This window comes from Rhizobium cauense (genome assembly GCF_019511525.1).
GTDB lineage: Bacteria > Pseudomonadota > Alphaproteobacteria > Rhizobiales > Rhizobiaceae > Rhizobium > Rhizobium cauense.
Window position 1 is genome coordinate 71,719 of record NZ_JAEUAT010000022.1, and the last position, 17,821, is coordinate 89,539.

Annotated in this window: 14 protein-coding genes and 1 riboswitch; of the genes, 4 read left to right on the forward strand and 10 right to left on the reverse strand. The window is 59.0% G+C overall.

What is annotated here, in order from left to right:
* Positions 1–88 precede the first annotated feature (88 nt).
* Together JNB88_RS28690 and JNB88_RS28695 are read left to right on the forward strand one after the other, a co-directional pair.
* Complete coding sequence (locus tag JNB88_RS28690) at positions 89–967, forward strand: aldo/keto reductase (RefSeq protein WP_220358419.1); 879 nt, start codon at positions 89–91, stop codon at positions 965–967.
* A gap of 387 nt (positions 968–1,354) precedes the next feature.
* Positions 1,355–2,143, forward strand: a complete 789-nt coding sequence (locus JNB88_RS28695) for a DUF481 domain-containing protein (RefSeq protein WP_220358420.1) — start codon at positions 1,355–1,357, stop codon at positions 2,141–2,143.
* Positions 2,144–2,203: 60 nt separating this feature from the next.
* On the opposite strand, the gene JNB88_RS28700 is transcribed toward JNB88_RS28695, so the two are convergent.
* Positions 2,204–2,908, reverse strand: a complete 705-nt coding sequence (locus tag JNB88_RS28700; protein ID WP_220358421.1) for an SDR family oxidoreductase — start codon at positions 2,906–2,908, stop codon at positions 2,204–2,206.
* 127 nt (positions 2,909–3,035) lie between these two features.
* Here JNB88_RS28700 and JNB88_RS28705 point away from each other — a divergent pair, with 127 nt between their 5' ends.
* The gene (locus JNB88_RS28705; RefSeq protein ID WP_220358422.1) at positions 3,036–3,926 is read left to right on the forward strand and encodes a LysR substrate-binding domain-containing protein; all 891 of its coding nucleotides are present in this window, start codon (positions 3,036–3,038) and stop codon (positions 3,924–3,926) included.
* A gap of 78 nt (positions 3,927–4,004) precedes the next feature.
* On the opposite strand, the gene katG is transcribed toward JNB88_RS28705, so the two are convergent.
* The 8 genes from katG to JNB88_RS28745 form a co-directional block, all read right to left on the reverse strand.
* Complete coding sequence (gene katG / locus JNB88_RS28710; RefSeq protein WP_220358423.1) at positions 4,005–6,191, reverse strand: catalase/peroxidase HPI; 2,187 nt, start codon at positions 6,189–6,191, stop codon at positions 4,005–4,007.
* Between the two features lie 267 nt (positions 6,192–6,458).
* On the reverse strand, positions 6,459–7,448 hold the full coding sequence (nrdF, locus tag JNB88_RS28715) for a class 1b ribonucleoside-diphosphate reductase subunit beta (protein WP_220358424.1): 990 nt from the start codon (positions 7,446–7,448) through the stop codon (positions 6,459–6,461).
* 16 nt (positions 7,449–7,464) lie between these two features.
* Positions 7,465–9,633: a class 1b ribonucleoside-diphosphate reductase subunit alpha gene (nrdE, locus tag JNB88_RS28720; protein WP_220358425.1), complete on the reverse strand. Its 2,169-nt coding sequence runs from the start codon at positions 9,631–9,633 to the stop codon at positions 7,465–7,467.
* Positions 9,603–10,013 carry a class Ib ribonucleoside-diphosphate reductase assembly flavoprotein NrdI gene (nrdI, locus tag JNB88_RS28725; protein ID WP_220358426.1) on the reverse strand — a complete coding sequence of 137 codons (411 nt, stop codon included), beginning with the start codon at positions 10,011–10,013 and terminating at the stop codon, positions 9,603–9,605. Before nrdI ends, nrdE begins: the two co-directional genes overlap by 31 nt.
* 12 nt (positions 10,014–10,025) lie before the next feature.
* Positions 10,026–10,247, reverse strand: coding sequence for a glutaredoxin-like protein NrdH (gene nrdH, locus JNB88_RS28730; RefSeq protein ID WP_220358427.1), 222 nt, complete (start codon positions 10,245–10,247; stop codon positions 10,026–10,028).
* 246 nt (positions 10,248–10,493) lie between these two features.
* Positions 10,494–10,719, reverse strand: a riboswitch (cobalamin riboswitch).
* A gap of 109 nt (positions 10,720–10,828) precedes the next feature.
* Positions 10,829–12,043, reverse strand: coding sequence for a hypothetical protein (locus JNB88_RS28735; RefSeq protein WP_220358428.1), 1,215 nt, complete (start codon positions 12,041–12,043; stop codon positions 10,829–10,831).
* Between the two features lie 7 nt (positions 12,044–12,050).
* A complete protein-coding gene (locus tag JNB88_RS28740) occupies positions 12,051–13,004 on the reverse strand; it encodes a DUF2950 domain-containing protein (RefSeq protein WP_223217366.1) in 954 nt (317 codons plus the stop codon).
* A 23-nt stretch (positions 13,005–13,027) separates the two neighbouring features.
* Positions 13,028–14,494 carry a DUF3300 domain-containing protein gene (locus JNB88_RS28745; protein ID WP_220358429.1) on the reverse strand — a complete coding sequence of 489 codons (1,467 nt, stop codon included), beginning with the start codon at positions 14,492–14,494 and terminating at the stop codon, positions 13,028–13,030.
* A gap of 375 nt (positions 14,495–14,869) precedes the next feature.
* Here JNB88_RS28745 and JNB88_RS28750 point away from each other — a divergent pair, with 375 nt between their 5' ends.
* Positions 14,870–16,252 carry an MltF family protein gene (locus JNB88_RS28750; RefSeq protein WP_223217367.1) on the forward strand — a complete coding sequence of 461 codons (1,383 nt, stop codon included), beginning with the start codon at positions 14,870–14,872 and terminating at the stop codon, positions 16,250–16,252.
* 30 nt (positions 16,253–16,282) lie between these two features.
* Here the strand turns inward: JNB88_RS28750 and JNB88_RS28755 are convergent, their stop codons facing one another.
* Positions 16,283–17,797, reverse strand: coding sequence for a peptide MFS transporter (locus JNB88_RS28755; protein WP_220358431.1), 1,515 nt, complete (start codon positions 17,795–17,797; stop codon positions 16,283–16,285).
* Positions 17,798–17,821: the final 24 nt, after the last annotated feature.

The window sequence follows — 17,821 nt, forward strand, 5'->3', positions numbered from 1 at the left end:
TTCCCGGAATGCCTTGCAATGCTCCATGCCCGCCCCACCTTTCCCCGAGTCAAATTCCCCAACAGACAGGCTATCGGGAGGAAGGTCAGTGCCAGACAATTCCACGATCTCAGCAGCCACATCAGGTCAATTTTCGATCGGCGATATCACCATCAATCGCCTTGGCTTCGGCGCCATGCGCGTAACGGGGCCTGGCATCTGGGGACCGCCGGCGGACAAGGCCGGAGCATTGGCAACCTTGCGCCGCCTTCCCGAGATCGCCGTCAACTTCATAGACACGGCAGATTCCTACGGCCCCGACGTTTCGGAAGAGCTCATCAGCGAGACGCTGCATCCTTATGGAGGGTTGTTGATCGCTACCAAGGCGGGCCTGACCCGCCAGGGACCGGACCGGTGGACGCCGAACGGCAGGCCGGACTATCTCATCGAACGAGCAAAAGGCAGCCTCAAAAAACTCCGCGTCGACCGAATTGATCTGTGGCAACTGCACCGCATCGATCCCAAGGTCCCGGCCGCCGAGCAGTTCGGCGCGGTAAAGAAGCTCCTGGATGAGGGAGTCATTGCCCATGCCGGCCTCAGCGAAGTCTCGGTTGAGGACATAAAGGCGGCCAGGAAGGTATTTCCGGTCGCAACCGTTCAGAACCGTTACAATCTCGTCGACCGAGGCAGCGAGGATGTCCTTGACTACTGCGAGCGCGAGAGCATCGGCTTCATTCCGTGGTATCCGCTGGCGGCAGGCGAACTGGCACGTCCAGGTTCCGTCCTTGACAGGCTGGCCAAAAAATATGACGCGACGCCGAGCCAGATTGCTTTGGCATGGGTGCTCAAGCGCAGCCCCGTGATGTTGCCAATCCCTGGAACTTCCAAGGTCAAGCACCTTGAGGAGAATGTCGCCGCAGCCAGCATCGTTCTGGATGACGGGGACTTCGCTGCGCTGGACGCTGCGGCTCGCCAATCCGGGTCGTAGTCGGACGTGACCAAGCTAGGTCTCGGTTCCTCCTTCGTCGCCAGAGGCTCCGACTGCCGAAGGCGGAGCCATGTTTGCGTGGCACGCTATCACTCTCAAGGGAAGTGTATCCACCGATCATCCCGTGACCGAGCGGAGACCGCCATTTGGAGCGAAACAGGTTCTGGGGCGGATGTGTCACAGAGGCGCCGGTGTCATGCGAAGGACTTCCTTCTGACACTCACACGAGACTGAAGCCGAATACGATCGCAAGGTGCCGACTCTCATATATGAGAAGCGAAATATAACCCCTTTGCGAAAGACAGGACTTGGTGCAATCTGCGATATCAGTTCAGGTCGGTGAATCGGGGCCATTGTGACCTGAACGCGAGAGGGGACAGGTTGACAATGAGTAGCAGGATTTCGCTGATCGCATGCACTGTTGCCGCTTTGGCGTTCGTCACGCCTCTGCACGCCGCGGATCTCTTGCCCGCCACGGCACCGCAGCCACAGACCGCGCAACCGGAGGGCTGGACGTTTTCTTTCGCTCCCTATTTCTGGGTTGCGGGCCTCGACGGCAAGACCCAGGTATTCGGCCTTCCGACCGTCGACATCCATCAGGACTTTAGCGATATCATCAAGGATCTCGACTTTGCCTTCATGGCTGCCGGCGACGCCCGCTATGAACAATTCAGCATATTCACCGACATAATCTATGCTCGCATAACGACGGATGCTGCAACACCGCGAGGCGTCATCGCCGACGAGGTGGATGTCAAGTCAGTCACATTCAGCGCACTCTTGGGTGTAGGATACACCGTCTACGAAGATCCGAAGGCTCGCCTGGATGTAGTTGCCGGCGCAAGGTACTGGCATGCGGAAACGACGATCGGACTGAGCGGTGGCCTCATCGGCAACGTGTCGCGGACCGATAGTGCCAATTGGGTCGACGCGGTCGCGGGCTTCAAAGGCAACTATTCTCTGACTGACAAGGTTTATCTTACCGGCTGGGGCATGATTGGCGCCGGCGGCGCCGATCTGGACTGGGACGTATTGGCAGGCATTGGCTACAAGTTCAACGACACCGTCTCAGCGGTTGCCGGTTACCGCGCCCTCGGTGTCAACTACAGCAACGATGGCTTCACCTACGACGTGATCGAGCACGGCCCGATTCTCGGAGCTGTCATCCGCTTCTGATCGCGCTCGCCGATACAGCACCCCGGAGGCGATCCACTCCGGGGCAGCCGCCAGTCGCCATCACACCGAACGGGTCAATCCACCGTCGACACGGATGTTCTGTCCGGTCATGTAGCCTGCGCCGGATGACGCGAGGAAGGACACAGTCGCGGCAATCTCCTCGCTGGTCCCATAGCGCTTCATCGGAACGCTGTCGCGACGCTCTTCGGTTGCTGGAAGGCTGTCGATCCAACCGGGAAGGACGTTGTTCATGCGGATGTTCTCAGCCGCATAGGTTTCCGCGAAGATCTTGGTGAAGGACGCCAGCCCGGCACGGAAAACCGCTGACGTCGGGAACATCGAGCTCGGCTCGAAGGCCCATGCCGTGGAAATGTTGATGATGGAACCGCCTTTTTGCTTCTGCATATGTGGCGTCACCAGGCGCGTCGGGCGAATGACATTCAAGAGGTAGACCTCCATGCCCCGGTGCCAGTCATCATCAGATATGTCGAGGATCGGCGCGCGAGGGCCGTGACCGGCACTGTTGACGAGCACATCGATCCGCCCCCATGTCGAGATCGCAAGATCAACAAGCTTGCCGATGTCGTCGGTCGATTGGTTGGAGCCGGTCACGCCGACGCCCCCGAGCGCCTTTGCAAGTTCTTCGCCTTTGCCGGACGACGACAGGATTGCCACCTTGAATCCGTCAGCGGCAAGACGCTTGGCCGCAGCCGCGCCCATCCCGCTGCCACCGGCCGTAATCACTGCTACCTTTTCTACTGACATGATCCTCTCCTGTTTTCCGACAAGCTGCATGGAATTGCGGTCTGCACTTCCCTTGAAGGGTGATATCATTCCTGCAGTGCCAATACGAACTAGTTCCGCTCTCATCATCCAATAGAAAATCTATCGCATGACCGAAGGTATCAGACGCCTCCCCTCGTTGAATGGACTTCGCGTCTTCGAAGTCGTCACTCGCCATTTGAACTTCCGCCTGGCAGCGGAGGAACTGGGAGTGACGCAAGGAGCCGTCGCGCAGCAGATACGAGGGCTGGAAGCCGAACTGGGCATGAAGCTGTTTGACAGGTTCCCGCGAACTCTGGCGCTAACAGAGACCGGTCGGAGCTACGTGACGAACATCCGTCGCGCATTCGAACTTATCTCCGAGGCAACGGAGACATTGAAGCCGGAACCGCTTCACCTGACGATCAGCGTGACACCGACCTTTGCCTCGAAATGGCTGATCCCACGGCTGACGGATTTCACGGCGATCCACCCAAACATCGATCTGCGCATACTTGCGAGTGATCGTATCGCCAACTTTCAGACCGACGCGGTGGATCTTGCTGTCCGATACGGACGTCCGCCTTTCGGAGCGGGTCTGAATGCGGAACTTCTTTTCGACGACGTGATCGTCGCAGTTGGCAGCCCCTTGCTGGTGGAGAAGCTCGGCCTGCCCGTTCAGAATGATAACTTCACGCGTTATCCGCTTCTGCACGATGCCCATGACTTTTGGCCGCAGCTCCTTGAGCTGGCTTTCCCGAATGGACCGCCGACAGCTGCCAAGAATATCCGTTTCAACCAGACCTCGCTGGCGATCGAGGCTGCGATCGCCGGTCAGGGCCTCGCTCTGACGAGCACATTCTTCGTGGAGGATGACATAGCGTCGGGACGCCTTCTTCGCGTCTTGCCGACGGAACTGATGATCGACAAGGATTTCTACGTCGTATCGCCACGCAAACCCCGCCACCCGGCCTCGGTGACGGCGGTTCGAGCATGGTTGTCGAAAGCTGCAAACCGGTAAGTCGAAGCGGTATCGGTGGGTACGCTCCGGATGGACTGCCCGGATGCGGACGAAATCCGCATCCGGGCAAGCTGCCGATCAGACGAGATCGAAACGGTCGGCGTTCATCACCTTGTTCCAGGCCGAGACGAAGTCCTTGACGAACTTCTCCTTCGCATCGGACTGACCGTAGACTTCGGCGATGGCGCGAAGCTGCGAGTGCGAACCGAAGATCAGGTCGACGCGGGTGCCGGTCCACTTGGCAGTTCCCGTCTTGCGGTCACTCCCCTGGTAGACGCCCTTCTTGTCGGCAACCGGCGCCCAAACGGTACCCATGTCGAGGAGGTTGACAAAGAAGTCGTTCGTCAACGCCTCGGGCTGGTCGGTGAAGACGCCGTGTTCAGGCTGGCCGGCCGTCAGCACGCGCAGGCCGCCGACGAGGACCGTCATCTCAGGTGCCGTCAACGTCAGCAGTTGCGCCCGATCGACAAGTGCTTCCTCTGCCTTCATGAACTGCAGCTTGCCGGTATTGACATAGTTGCGGAAAGCGTCGGCACGCGGCTCGAGCGGAGCGAAGGACGCGGCATCGGTCTGCGCCTGGGACGCATCGGTGCGACCAGGCGTGAACGGCACATTGACATTATGCCCACCGGCCTTTGCCGCCTTCTCGACGCCGGCTGCACCGGCAAGCACGATCAGGTCAGCGAGCGAGATCTTCTTGCCGCCGGTCTGGGCGGCATTGAAGTCCTTCTGGATGCCTTCGAGAACACCGAGAACCTTGGAGAGCTGCGCCGGCTGGTTGACTTCCCAATCCTTCTGCGGGGCCAGGCGGATGCGCGCGCCATTGGCACCGCCGCGCTTATCGGAACCGCGGAAGGTCGAGGCAGATGCCCAGGCCGTGGCGACGAGCTCCTGCACAGTAAGGCCGGTCGCAACGATCTTGTCCTTCAGCTCGGCGATATCCTGGTCATCAACGAGCTTGTGGTCGACGGCCGGGACCACGTCCTGCCAGATCAGGTCTTCCTTCGGCACATCCGGGCCGAGGTAACGAGCCTTCGGGCCCATGTCGCGGTGGGTCAGCTTGAACCACGCGCGGGCAAAGGCATCGGCGAACTGATCCGGATTTTCCATGAACCGGCGCGAGATCTTCTCGTACACAGGATCGAAACGAAGGGCGAGGTCGGAGGTCAGCATCTTTGGCCGGTGCTTCTTCGAAGGGTCAAAGGCATCAGGGATCGTAGCGCCGGCGCCCTTTGCAACCCACTGCTTGGCACCAGCCGGACTGGTTTCAAGTTCGTATTCGTAGCCGAACAGGTTCCAGAAGAAGTTGTTGCTCCACTTGGTCGGGGTCGTCGTCCAGATGACTTCAAGACCGCTGCCGATCGCATCCTTGCCGACGCCGGTGTTGAACGTGCTCGCCCAGCCGAGGCCCTGCGCTTCGAGTTCACCGCCTTCAGGATCGATACCGACAAAAGACGGGTCACCGGCACCATGCGTCTTGCCAAAGGTATGACCACCGGCAATCAGCGCGACGGTTTCTTCGTCGTTCATCGCCATGCGGGCGAAGGTATCACGGATGTCGCGAGCAGAGGCGAGCGGATCCGGATTGCCGTTCGGGCCTTCCGGGTTCACATAGATGAGGCCCATCTGGACGGCACCCAGCGGTTCGGCAAGTTCGCGTTCGCCGCTGTAGCGCTCGTCGCCGAGCCAGCTGCCTTCCGGACCCCAATAGAGTTCTTCCGGCTCCCAAACGTCGGCGCGACCGCCAGCGAAACCAAAAGTCTTGAAGCCCATGGACTCCAACGCGACGTTGCCGGTGAGGATGAGAAGGTCAGCCCAGGAAATCTGGTTGCCGTATTTCTGCTTGATCGGCCACAGGAGGCGTCGAGCCTTGTCAAGGTTGACGTTGTCAGGCCAGCTGTTGAGCGGAGCGAAACGCTGCTGGCCCTGGCCCGCACCACCGCGACCGTCGGTGATGCGATAGGTGCCTGCACTGTGCCAAGCCATGCGGATGAACAGGCCACCGTAGTGACCGAAGTCCGCCGGCCACCAGTCCTGGGAATCAGTCATCAGGGCATGAAGATCTTTCTTCAAAGCGTCGAGATCGAGCTTCTTGAATTCCTCGGCATAGTCGAAAGCCTTGCCCATCGGATCGGCCAGACCGGAATGCTGGTGGAGAACCTGAACGTCGAGCTGGTTCGGCCACCAGTCGCGGTTGGATCGACCGCGTGGCGTGTTGCCATGCGGGACGGGACATTTACCGGCGCTGTCGGGTTTCTGGTCCATGACTATCTCCTCGTTTTGCTTGTTGCTTCTACCGTAGAAGGGATTGAACGAGCGCATTCCCCGCCTCCCGCTTCAAGTTGGTCGGCGCGCCTCGTGCATCTCTCTTTAATAGCGGAAGCATCCCATAATTTTAAGTTGGATTTACTGATCGCTTCGATAGGATAATCCTATTGGACACCCATACAGAAGACTGGGGCGCTGCAGGAAGCGTCTACATACAGCGCCTCAGACCGGTCGCGGATGCGGACTACGGCTTGGGGCCGTCGATCAGAAGTCCCAATCCTCATCCTCGGTCGCGACAGCCTTGCCGATCACGTAGGACGAACCGGAACCCGAGAAGAAGTCGTGGTTCTCGTCAGCATTCGGAGATAGCGCGGAAAGGATTGCGGGATTGACCCTGCAAGCCTCGGGCGGAAACAGCGCCTCGTATCCGAGGTTCATCAGCGCCTTGTTGGCGTTGTAATGCAGAAACTTCTTGACGTCCTCGGTCAGCCCGACGCCGTCATAGAGCGCTTCGGTATACTTCGCCTCGTTGTCGTACAGTTCCATGATCAGATCGAAGGCGAAGTCCTTGGTCTCCTGGCGCTTGGCCTCCGGCAACCGCTCGACGGCTCGCTGGAACTTGTAGCCGATGTAATAGCCATGCACGGCCTCATCGCGGATGATCAAGCGGATCATGTCGGCGGTGTTGGTCAGCTTCGCCCGGCTCGACCAATACATCGGCAGATAGAAGCCGGAATAGAACAGGAAGCTTTCCAGGAAGACGCTGGCGACCTTCTTCTTCAAGGGATCGCCGGAAGCGTACTGCACCATGATCAGCGCCGACTTCCGCTGCAGGAATTCGTTCTCCTCCGACCAGCGGTAAGCATCGTCGACATCGGGTGTGGAGCACAGTGTCGAGAAGATCGACGAGTACGAACGCGCGTGCACCGCTTCCATGAACGAGATGTTGGAGAGCACCGCTTCCTCATGCGGCGTCGCGGCATCCGCCATCAGCTTCACCGAGCCGACACCGTTCTGGATCGTGTCTAGCAGCGTCAGTCCGGTGAAGACCCTGATCGTCAGCTGCTGTTCTTCCGACTTCAGCGTCGCCCAGGAGGGAATGTCGTTCGACAGCGGCACTTTCTCGGGCAGCCAGAAGTTTCCGGTGAGGCGGTTCCAGACCTCGAGATCCTTGTCGTCCTCGATGCGGTTCCAGTTGATGGCGCGCACGGCGGCGGCAGCCTTCGGGGCTTTGGTCTTAACTTGAATGTTCATCTTGGTTCACCTGGGATCAGAGGGCGCAGGAGACGCAGCCCTGCACCTCGGTGCCGGTCAGCGCCATCTGGCGAAGGCGGATGTAGTAGATGGTCTTGATGCCCTTCTTCCAGGCGTAGATCTGCGCCTTGTTGATATCGCGCGTCGTCGCGGTATCGCGGAAGAACAACGTCAGCGACAGGCCTTGGTCGACATGCTGGGTGGCCGCCGCATAGGTGTCGATGATCTTCTCCGGCCCGATCTCGTAGGCATCCTGGTAATAGTCGAGATTGTCGTTGGTCATGAAGGCGGCCGGATAGTAGACGCGGCCAATCTTGCCTTCCTTGCGGATCTCGATCTTCGAAACGATCGGGTGGATCGAGGAGGTCGAGTGGTTGATGTAGGAGATCGACCCTGTCGGCGGCACGGCCTGCAGATTCTGGTTATAGAGCCCGCCTTCCATCACGGCCTTCTTCAGCTCCAGCCAGTCTTCCTGCGTCGGGATATGGATGCCCGCCGTTTCGAACAGTTCGGCCACGCGCGCGGTCGCGGGCTTCCATTCCTTCTCGGTGTATTTGTCGAAATATTCGCCTGATGCGTATTTCGAGTTCTCGAAGCCCTTGAAGGTCTGCGCCCGCTCGACGGCCAGGCGGTTCGAGGCACGGATGGCGTGATAGGTCACGGTGTAGAAGTACATGTTGGTGAAATCGACACCCTCTTCGGAGCCATAGTGGATCCGCTCGCGGGCGAGATAGCCATGCAGGTTCATCTGGCCGAGCCCGATCGCGTGGCTGTCGGCATTGCCCTTGGCCACGGATGGGACCGAGGTGATGTTGCTCATGTCGGAAACCGCCGTCAGCGCTCGGATCGAGGTCTCGATGGTCTTGCCGAAATCGGACGAGTCCATCGCGGCCGCGATGTTCAGCGAGCCGAGATTGCAGGAAATGTCCTTCCCCATGTGGTCGTAGGAAAGATCAGCGCCATAGGTGCTGGCGTCGCTGACCTGCAGAATTTCCGAGCAGAGGTTGCTCATGGTGATGCGCCCGGCGATCGGGTTCGCCTTGTTCACCGTGTCCTCGAACATGATGTAGGGGTAGCCACTCTCGAACTGGATCTCGGCAATCACCTGGAAGAAGTCACGAGCCTTGATCTTCTTCTTCTTGATGCGGCTGTCGGCTACCATTTCGCGGTATTTCTCGGTGACCGAGATCTCGCTGAAGGCAACGCCGTAAACGCGCTCCACGTCATACGGCGAGAACAGGTACATGTCCTCATTGTTCTTGGCGAGTTCGAAGGTGATGTCAGGAACAACGACACCGAGCGACAGAGTCTTGATACGGATCTTCTCGTCGGCATTCTCGCGCTTGGTGTCGAGGAAGCGCATGATGTCGGGGTGGTGGGCGTTCAGATAGACCGCGCCCGCACCCTGCCGGGCGCCGAGCTGGTTGGCGTAAGAGAACGAATCCTCAAGGAGCTTCATGACCGGGATCACGCCCGATGACTGGTTCTCGATCTGCTTGATCGGTGCTCCTGCCTCGCGCAGATTGGTCAGCGACAGCGCCACCCCGCCACCGCGCTTGGAGAGCTGCAGCGCCGAATTGATGCCGCGGGCGATACTCTCCATGTTGTCCTCGATCCTGAGCAGGAAGCAGGACACGAGTTCGCCGCGCTGCTTCTTGCCAGCATTGAGGAAGGTCGGCGTCGCCGGTTGAAAGCGGCCCGAGATGATCTCGTCGACCATATCGCGGGCGAGCCCTTCGTTGCCCTGCGCCAGGCTCAGCGCCACCATGCAGATACGGTCTTCGTAGCGCTCGAGGTAGCGCTTTCCGTCGAAAGTCTTCAGCGTGTAGCTGGTGTAATATTTGAAGGCACCGAGAAAGGTCGGGAAGCGGAACTTCTTGTCATAGGCGTGGTCGAACAGGTCGCGGACGAAGTTGAACGAATATTGGTCCAGCACCTCCTGCTCGTAGTAGCCCTCGGTGACGAGGTAATCGAGCTTCTCCCTGAGATTGTGGAAGAAGACGGTGTTCTGATTGACGTGCTGCAGGAAATACTGCTTGGCCGCCTGCCGATCCTTGTCGAGCTGAATCCTTCCGTCCTCGTCATAGAGGTTCAGCATCGCGTTCAGCGCGTGGTAGTCGAGCGTTGCGTCCGCCACCTTCGTATCCGTCGCCTTCACAGGGCGTTCGAGAACTGCCGTGTCCAAAATCTTTCCAATCCGTGTTTGACGTTGGTGACATCCTCGGCAGTACCCAGAAGCTCGAACCTGTAGAGGTAAGGCACCTGGCACTTCTTCGCGATGATGTCGCCGGCAAGCCCGTAGGTCTCGCCGAAGTTGCTGTTGCCCGCGGCAATCACGCCGCGGAGGTTCGAACGGTTGTCCGCATCATTGAGGAAACGGATTACCTGCTTGGGCACGGCCCCCTTGCCGCCCTCGCCGCTGTATGTCGGGACAACGAGCACATAGGGTGAGCGCACTTCGATGGTCTCGCCAGTGATGGGGATGCGCCGGGCCGGAAGGCCGAGCTTTTCGACGAAGCGATGGGTGTTTTCCGATCGGCTCGAAAAATAGATCACTTCACCCATCGCCGTAGCCACTCAGGCGAGCGCGCTGATCATGTCGGGACGGAAGCCCGCCCAATGCTGTTCTCCGGCGATGACGACGGGAACCTGGCGATAGCCGAGCCCCTGCAGCAGTTCGTATGCCGCGGCATCCGCAGAAATGTCGATGACAGTATAGTCGATACCCTGGCGGTCGAGGGCGCGCGTAGTCGCTGTGCACTGGACACAGGCGGGTTTGCTGTAGACGGTAATATTCACGAAAAGATCCTCGTGGTTCGATAGGGCATAAAGGATCGTCCGGACATCTGCCGATGTCCGGGAACAGAAATTCAAAAAGATGACAGCCGTTGGCGATTGCCGGACGCTAGCTGCCCGTCATTCGCGCGGATATGGATAAATACTCAAGGACATAGACTTCACCCCGAAGTGGTTCATACGGGGCATCAGAGGAAGCGAAGCGCATCATGCACACATCGCATCACTCGCCATCGGACACCCCGCCCGTGGACGTTTTGGTCTGAGGCAGGTCTCCTGGCTTGCAGGTCATAGCTCCCGTCCTCGCCTTCCCGAAATCGAGAGATTTCAGTGGCTTTGTCGAACGAGCGCTCGCCGCTTACAGTTGCGGGGGCAGCTCCGGCATTGCTTTGCCCATCATCGGCAGCGCGCACCGTATTCCCGTCTTAGCTTCCAATCCTTGCGAATCGAAAGAACCTCGAACACTAGATATAGTATCGATGGTTAAATTCTGGTCAATGGCTAGATTCGAGTTTACAGCAGTTTCATGACCCAGACGCCTGATGCTGAAGCTCGGTCGAGTTGCGGCGTTGAGACAGGCGGCATCACAACAACAGGAGTTTCTTCAGAACGGAAAATACTTCCTTGTAGGGCAATTTGGTTACGCCAACGACGGCAAACGGGAGAAGTGCCGCAGCGGCGACCGGCAAGGCAGCAGATCGACTAACCAGCACGGAAGAGAGCTTGCGGGTGATCTCGAATTGCTTGCTGACATCGACCGTGCCAACGGATTCGGTTTCCTCATTGCCGTTGGTTGCCATGATGTTGGAGCCGATCGCCTTGCGCTCTGCGGCCCGCTGAAAAGAAGTCGCTTGCGCGCCCAAGGCCAGCAGCGTCTGCTCCTTGAGCGTTGCCAGCGGCTTGGAAAAGGCCGCCAGCGGGTATGCGAACAGACCGATAACGACGATGAGCCAACCCGCCAAAATGCTTGAGAAGGCCGCAACAGTCAGCGTCTCGAGAAAGAGGTGCTTGGTGAGGACCGCAGCCATCACCGAACTGACGCCGAACACAAACAACATGTAGGCGTTGGGGTAATCAGCGAGAAACGACAGTCCACCCTTGCCGTCCGGATGCGTCGACACGAGGCGTAGCTTGAGGCCAGCGATGGTTCGAAGCAGCCGCGCCCAGACGAGGTGACGCCATAGGCCGCGTAACAGCAGGAAAACCACCAATGGCGTGCTGACGAGCAACGACCACCAGCCTGCGAGGGTCAAACCCGGTTGCTCGCCAACGCCTTTCACAGCCCACTGAGAAACTTGAGATGGATCGAGACTGGCAAAGGTGACGATCGACACGAGCAGACAGACAGCGAGGCAACCGATTTCGACCACACGCGAATCCCGCTGCCTCACAGCCCTGCTCAATGCCGTCGCTGCCGCCGGCCACGAGTCCGGATCGATAAGCGGTGCTCGAACGAATTGCTGTAGCTTGATGCGCAGTCCGCGTTCGACCTGCTGTTCCGCCAGAACGAAAGCGCCGACCGCGACCAGGAACTTCGCCCAGGCTCCGGGATCGGATAAAAACGAACCGTACCCACGTGAAAGACCAGAAAGGATCAGGGGCACCCCCCAGGCAAGCCCGACGAAGAGCAGCGCGCGCTTGCCGACATTGAGCGATCCGTCGCTGAGCAGCTTCAGACGTCTTTGAAACTCAAAGAACGGGCCGCCGTGAGACGCCAGAAACTCAAGTGAGGGAACGCGCATCCCATCTTCCTCATGTTTCGATGGCGTTTCGCTCGCTTCGGGTTCCATCGATGTCATCTTGCCGTCAATCCTCGGTGATCTCCCAGTTGTCGTTCGGATTGAACTGCCTGATTTCGGGTGCCAGCCTATCCGTATCCTCACCGAGATCGGCCTGATAGACGGTGCCGTTCCGGTTGACGACGAATGTGTGGACGCCCGTCTCTCCATATTTCACCGGCCACGCGACGAGCGCGAAGCCCGCGATCATGTTGCCATTGATCACGTAATCATAGGCCCCTCCGGCGATGTTGCCGCCCTGACGGGTAAGGATCTTGAAGCGATAGCCGAAGTATCCCTCGTTCTCCTTGGCCTTTCCGAGCTCGGTCTGATCGATATCGCCCGCCGGGCTGGCGCCATCCCCCTGATCCTCGGGCCAATAGAGCCCATCGGTTTTGCCGGGAGTGCTGATCAGTTTCTGCGCATATTCCAGGACCCCATCGCCATCATGGTCGGCGTCGGCATAGTCTTCCTGGGCGTCGACATAGGCCCGGCCGGTGGCAATCGCTTCAAGCTCGTTCTCGCCGATCCGACGGTTGACGATTTCCTCGATGCCTGCCTTGGTATCGAAGGCCCATTTTCCGTTTTCCGCCTTCGCCAGCGGGAACGGCAGCGGCCAGAGTTCATCGCCGATCTCAACGATTTTTCTCTCGCCGCTGTCCTCAAGGACAAGTTTTCTGGCAGCGCCATCCTTGATCTTCGCGAAGGTGTCGGTCGCGCCTTCGCTCGTCTTCAGCTTCGCAGCGTCAAGACCCAGCAGCCCGGCAACTTTATCGAAATCGCCCGCTGCGAGCGCGTTCTTCAAAACTGACAGGGCTTTGTCGGGATCATCGAACTGCGGCGGCGATGCCGTGGCCATGAACTGGTCAAGTCCGTCGTCGCTGTCGCTTTGCGCAAAGGCACCGAGCGGCGCAAGCGTTGCGCCCAGGAATATCAGCCCGAAGGCGGAGCAAAGAAGCATGCGCGGATAGTTGGCAATCATTGCATTTTCCTCTTCGTTCCCAATCAACGCCGGAAGTGACCGCCGCCACCGCCTCGATGCCCACCACCGCCTCCGCCGCGGTGAACAGCTCGTCCACCACCACCACCCCGGTTGATCGAATGGCCGCCACCGCCACCACCCCGCTGGAACTCGCGGTGTGAGCCGCCGCGCATACCGCCGCCCATCGCCTGCGAACCACGATGCGATTGGATTTGCGCTGCCTTTCCGGAGCGAACTTCGCCCAGCCCGGACGGTCGCTTGGGCCGATTGTCGAGTTTTGCCGCGGGCCGGGGTTTGCCGATGTCGCGATCGATCCTGCCACCGGGACGATCCTTGATGGCGGGACGATTGGCGAGCGCGCCGGCATCCCGGGCGCCGTCGGCCCTCGCCCTGATCGCGCCGGCATCGGGACGCCCACCCCCGGGACGCTGCAGCGTCTCGATCTTGTTCGCCCTGATATCCTTCATCGCCGTCGAACCTGCGCGCTGGCGGATATTTTCCGTACCCTTGGCCAGCTTGGCCTTGTCGCGAATGTTGTTTGCCCCATCCGCCTTTATCCGGTTCTTGATGTTGGTATTGTCGAGCTTTGTAAGCTGGTTCTTGTCGAACTTGATCTTGCTGCGATCGACGTTCTTCCAGTCGACGTCGTTGAAATTGACCTTGCCGTTGAAATTGCGATTGTTGAAGCAGTTGTTGCAGTCGACATCGAGGTCGTTGCCGTCGAAGCGACCACCCCAAACGCCCCAATTGTCCCAATCGACAGCGGAGGCAAAGATTGCCCCCGTCACCGCGCCCGCAAAAAAGGTTGCTGTCGGATACCAGTAGTTTGGATAGGGATCCTGATAGTAGGAGAGCGGAATCGGTTGGTAGTTCTCCGCGTAGAGCATTTCCGGCTCGTAGCGTGGAACATAGATCTTCTCGGGGTCCGTTGGCTGAATGACGACATTTTCGTTCTGCTGAACAACGGTGATCTTGTCGTCGGTCTTGATGATGCCGTCAGCGACTGCCTTGTCCCGAAGGGTCTGTATTGCCAGCAGGACATCTTTCTGCTGGTAGGCGATGGCGTCGCCAAAGTCCTGCGTCCAGTCGAGATCGTCCGCCATCATCTTCACGATATCAGGATAGTTCAGAAGCGAGACGACACTTCCGTCCCAGCTATCCTTCGGCTTGAGACTGGCATCCTTCTTCAGATTGTCGAGAAACCGCGACGCCTCGACGACCTGAAGCGGGTAGACGGAGGCGGAACTGATCAGGGCAACAAGTTCGTCCGGATAGAGCGCGATGCGCGCGACCAGAACTTCCAGTTCGTCTTCGCTGAGCGGATCGGGTGCAGCATCCTGGGTGGTCGTGCTAGCCGCCGTGGCGTTGGTACTTGGCGGGGTTTGGGCACCGACACGCGGCACATTCGTTACGCCGAACGCCACTGCGGTGAGCGATATTACTGCCCAGCGCACGACGTAACCGCAGTCCCATAGAAGCCTTACACGCATTGGACCCCCACTGAGCAGTTCTTGAAGATTGCGATGCGGTCGGCACCGGACTTGGCTTTGATTTGCCAAAGTCGTTCCAGAGTGTCTGAAACCTCGATCGTAGTTGAACTGAACGACGCCGCGAGAGGGAAGTACGTTACAGTAAATTTACGCTCCACCCCGGCGAAGCGGCGGGATGGTTGGGCGCGGAAAAGTGTCGATAAATCGAGTGACCCGCTTCACGAGCTATAGACCAAAGAGGGACGGTGACAGCAACCTAATCTTCGCGCTAAGCTCCGTGCCGGACTACAGGCAAGATCGAGTGTCGGCGGGGCTACGATGTCAAGAATACTTGCAATCGCAATGACGTGCGTGTGCCTGGTCTGCGGGCCCTTCATGACTCCCGCCACGGCTGGCGGAACCACACTCCTCAAGCCTTTCACCGGCGATTTCGACCAGATGGAGAAGCGTCGTCTTGTGCGGATCATCGTCCCCTACAGCAAGACGATCTATTTCATCGACAAAGGTGCTCAGTATGGAACGGCTGTCGATTTCGGTCGTGAGCTCGAGAAAGTAATAAACGCCGGCCGCAAAAAGGAAATCGAACGCATACGGGTCGCATTCATTCCCACCGCGCGCGACGACCTGATAGCTGCCCTGAACGAGGGCCGAGGCGACATCATCATGGCCAACTTCACGGTCACGCCGGAACGACAGAAGCTGGTCGACTTCACCGCTCCACTCTACGACAAGGCGGCCGAAGTGCTTGTTACGGGACCCGCCGCGCCTCCCGTCACATCGCTGGATGACCTTGGGGGCAAGGAAGTTTTCGTCCGTAAGTCCAGCAGCTACTACGAACATCTCGCTGCGCTGAACATGGAACGACAGGCTGCGGGCAAGCCGCTGATCACGCTGCATGTCATGGACGAAAACCTGGAAGACGAGGATCTTCTGGAGATGGTCAACGCTGGCCTGCTGCCATGGACCGTTGTCGATGACTACAAGGCGCGGATATGGGCCTCGGTGTTTCCGGCGACAAAAGCTCGCGACGACATAGCCATCGCCTCCGAAGGACAGATCGCCTGGGCAATCCGCAAGGACAATCCGCAGCTAAAGTCAATTCTCGACAAGTTTGCCGCCGAGCATCGCGTCGGCACGACATTCGGAAACATCTTGAAGAACAAGTTCTACAAGAGCGACAAGATGGTGCGTCGAGCCTATTCGCCGGAGGATATGGAAAAGTTCAGAGAACTGATTGCAATCTTCAGGCAGTACGGCGGCAGCTATTCCTTCGACTACCTCATGCTCACCGCGCAGGGTTATCAGGAATCGCAACTTGACCAATCACGGCGCAGCCCTCGAGGTGCCGTCGGCATCATGCAACTGCTGCCATCGACCGCCGCGGACAAGGCGATCGGCATAAAGGGCATAGAGAAAAGTCCGGAACGGAACGTCGAGGCCGGTGCAAAATACCTTCGCCATCTGATCGATACATATATCAACGAGCCCGGGCTCAGCCCGCGCGAGCAGTTCCTGTTTGCCTTCGCGGCCTACAACGCTGGTCCCGCCAACTTGCGAAAGTTCAGGCAGAAGGCCGAAGAGATGGGCCTCGATCGCAATCGTTGGTTCGGAACCGTGGAAAATGGAGCCGCTGCGATCGTGGGACGCGAGACGGTGCAATACGTCAGCAATATCTACAAGTACTACGTCGCATACGACCTTCTTGCAGATCGTCTCAAAGACCCGCCCAAAGACCAAGGTGCAGCCAACCAGCAATGATCTTCGCTTCCCGGGGACGGATTCCATTTCTCACTGCGCCGGCGCCGTCTCTTCAAGCCGCTCGCTCCCGCCGAGCGCCCAGCGGGTAAGCGGGCGAGCCAGCAGGATAAGCACCACCCCGACGGCAGCGCTGGTCAGGAATATGCGGAAGAAGGCATCTGGCAGCCCGGAGGCTTGTTCGGTGTCCATACCGGACGCAAGCAGCCCCGCCATGAGATTGCCGAGCGACGAGGCGACAAACCAGAAGCCCATCATCTGGCTGGTGAAGCGCTCGGGGGCAAGGCGGGAGAATGTTGAAAGTCCGACCGGGCTCAACATCAACTCGCCGACAGTATGGAAGAGATAGGTGCAGATTAGGAAGAGAGCGGTGACTCTCACACCGGTTGCCGCGGTTTGAGCCGCCGGAACGAGGATGAGATAGCCCAATCCCATCGCCACGAGCGCCAGCCCGAACTTGACGAAAACGGGAATGGTCCAGCGCTGTTCGGCATAGACCCAGAAGGCGGCGAAGGCTGGCGTGAGCAGGATAATGAACAGGGCATTGAGGTTCTGGAACCACGACGCGGGTACGGTAAAGCTTCCGACCTCGCGCACCGTCAGATCGTTGGCAAACAGGCTGAGCGAGGAGCCCGCCTGCTCGAACCCTGACCAGAAGAGTGCGGCCGCGACGAAGAGAATGGCGAGCACGATCATTCGGCGCTTCTCCGGACCGGTCAGGTCACCCGCGAAATAGATGTTGAGGAAGAAGCCGACAGCAACCGTGATAATGACCAATCCCATGGCCTTGGCGAGCCCCTGGGCGCTGGTCAGGTCGATTAAGCCCGTGACAGCCGCGGCGGCAACGAGCGCTACAACTGTACCGCCGATGATACCGGTAAAGATATGGTCGCGCCTACCCGTGGCGGCGTCCGGATGGTGATGTGCGCTCGGCACGCCTCCCTTGTCGCGCAGCGAGGTGCGGCTTGCGTGCAGAAAGTTCACAAGACCAAGGAACATGGCGACGGCGGCGGCCCCGAAACCCCAATGCCAGCCCCAGTTCTCACCGAGATAACCGGCAATCAATCCGCCGAGTATCGCACCGATATTGATGCCCATGTAGAAGAAGGAGAAGCCCGCGTCACGGCCACCGATGTCGTTCTTGTCGTAGAGCTGGCCCACGATGGTGGAGATATTGGGCTTGACCAGTCCGGTTCCGACGGCAATGCAGACAAGGCCCACGAAAAAGACCGATGCGGCGGTGCCCGAGATCGCTAGCAGAATATGCCCAATCATGATGGCTATACCGCCGATGATAATGGCGCGCTTGCTGCCCCAGAAGCGATCGGCAACCCATCCACCGGGTAAGGCCAATATGTAGGCGGAAGCGGTGTAGAGCCCGTAGATAGCCGCGGCATCAGCTGTGGAGAAGCCGAGGCCACCATTCTGTACCTGGTCAACGAGATAGAGGATCAGGATCGCGCGCATGCCGTAATAGCTGAAGCGCTCCCACATCTCGACGAGAAAGAGCGCAACGAGCCCCGGCGGACGCTTTACGGAAGTCGACATCAAACCCACCCCGCGCACGTATCT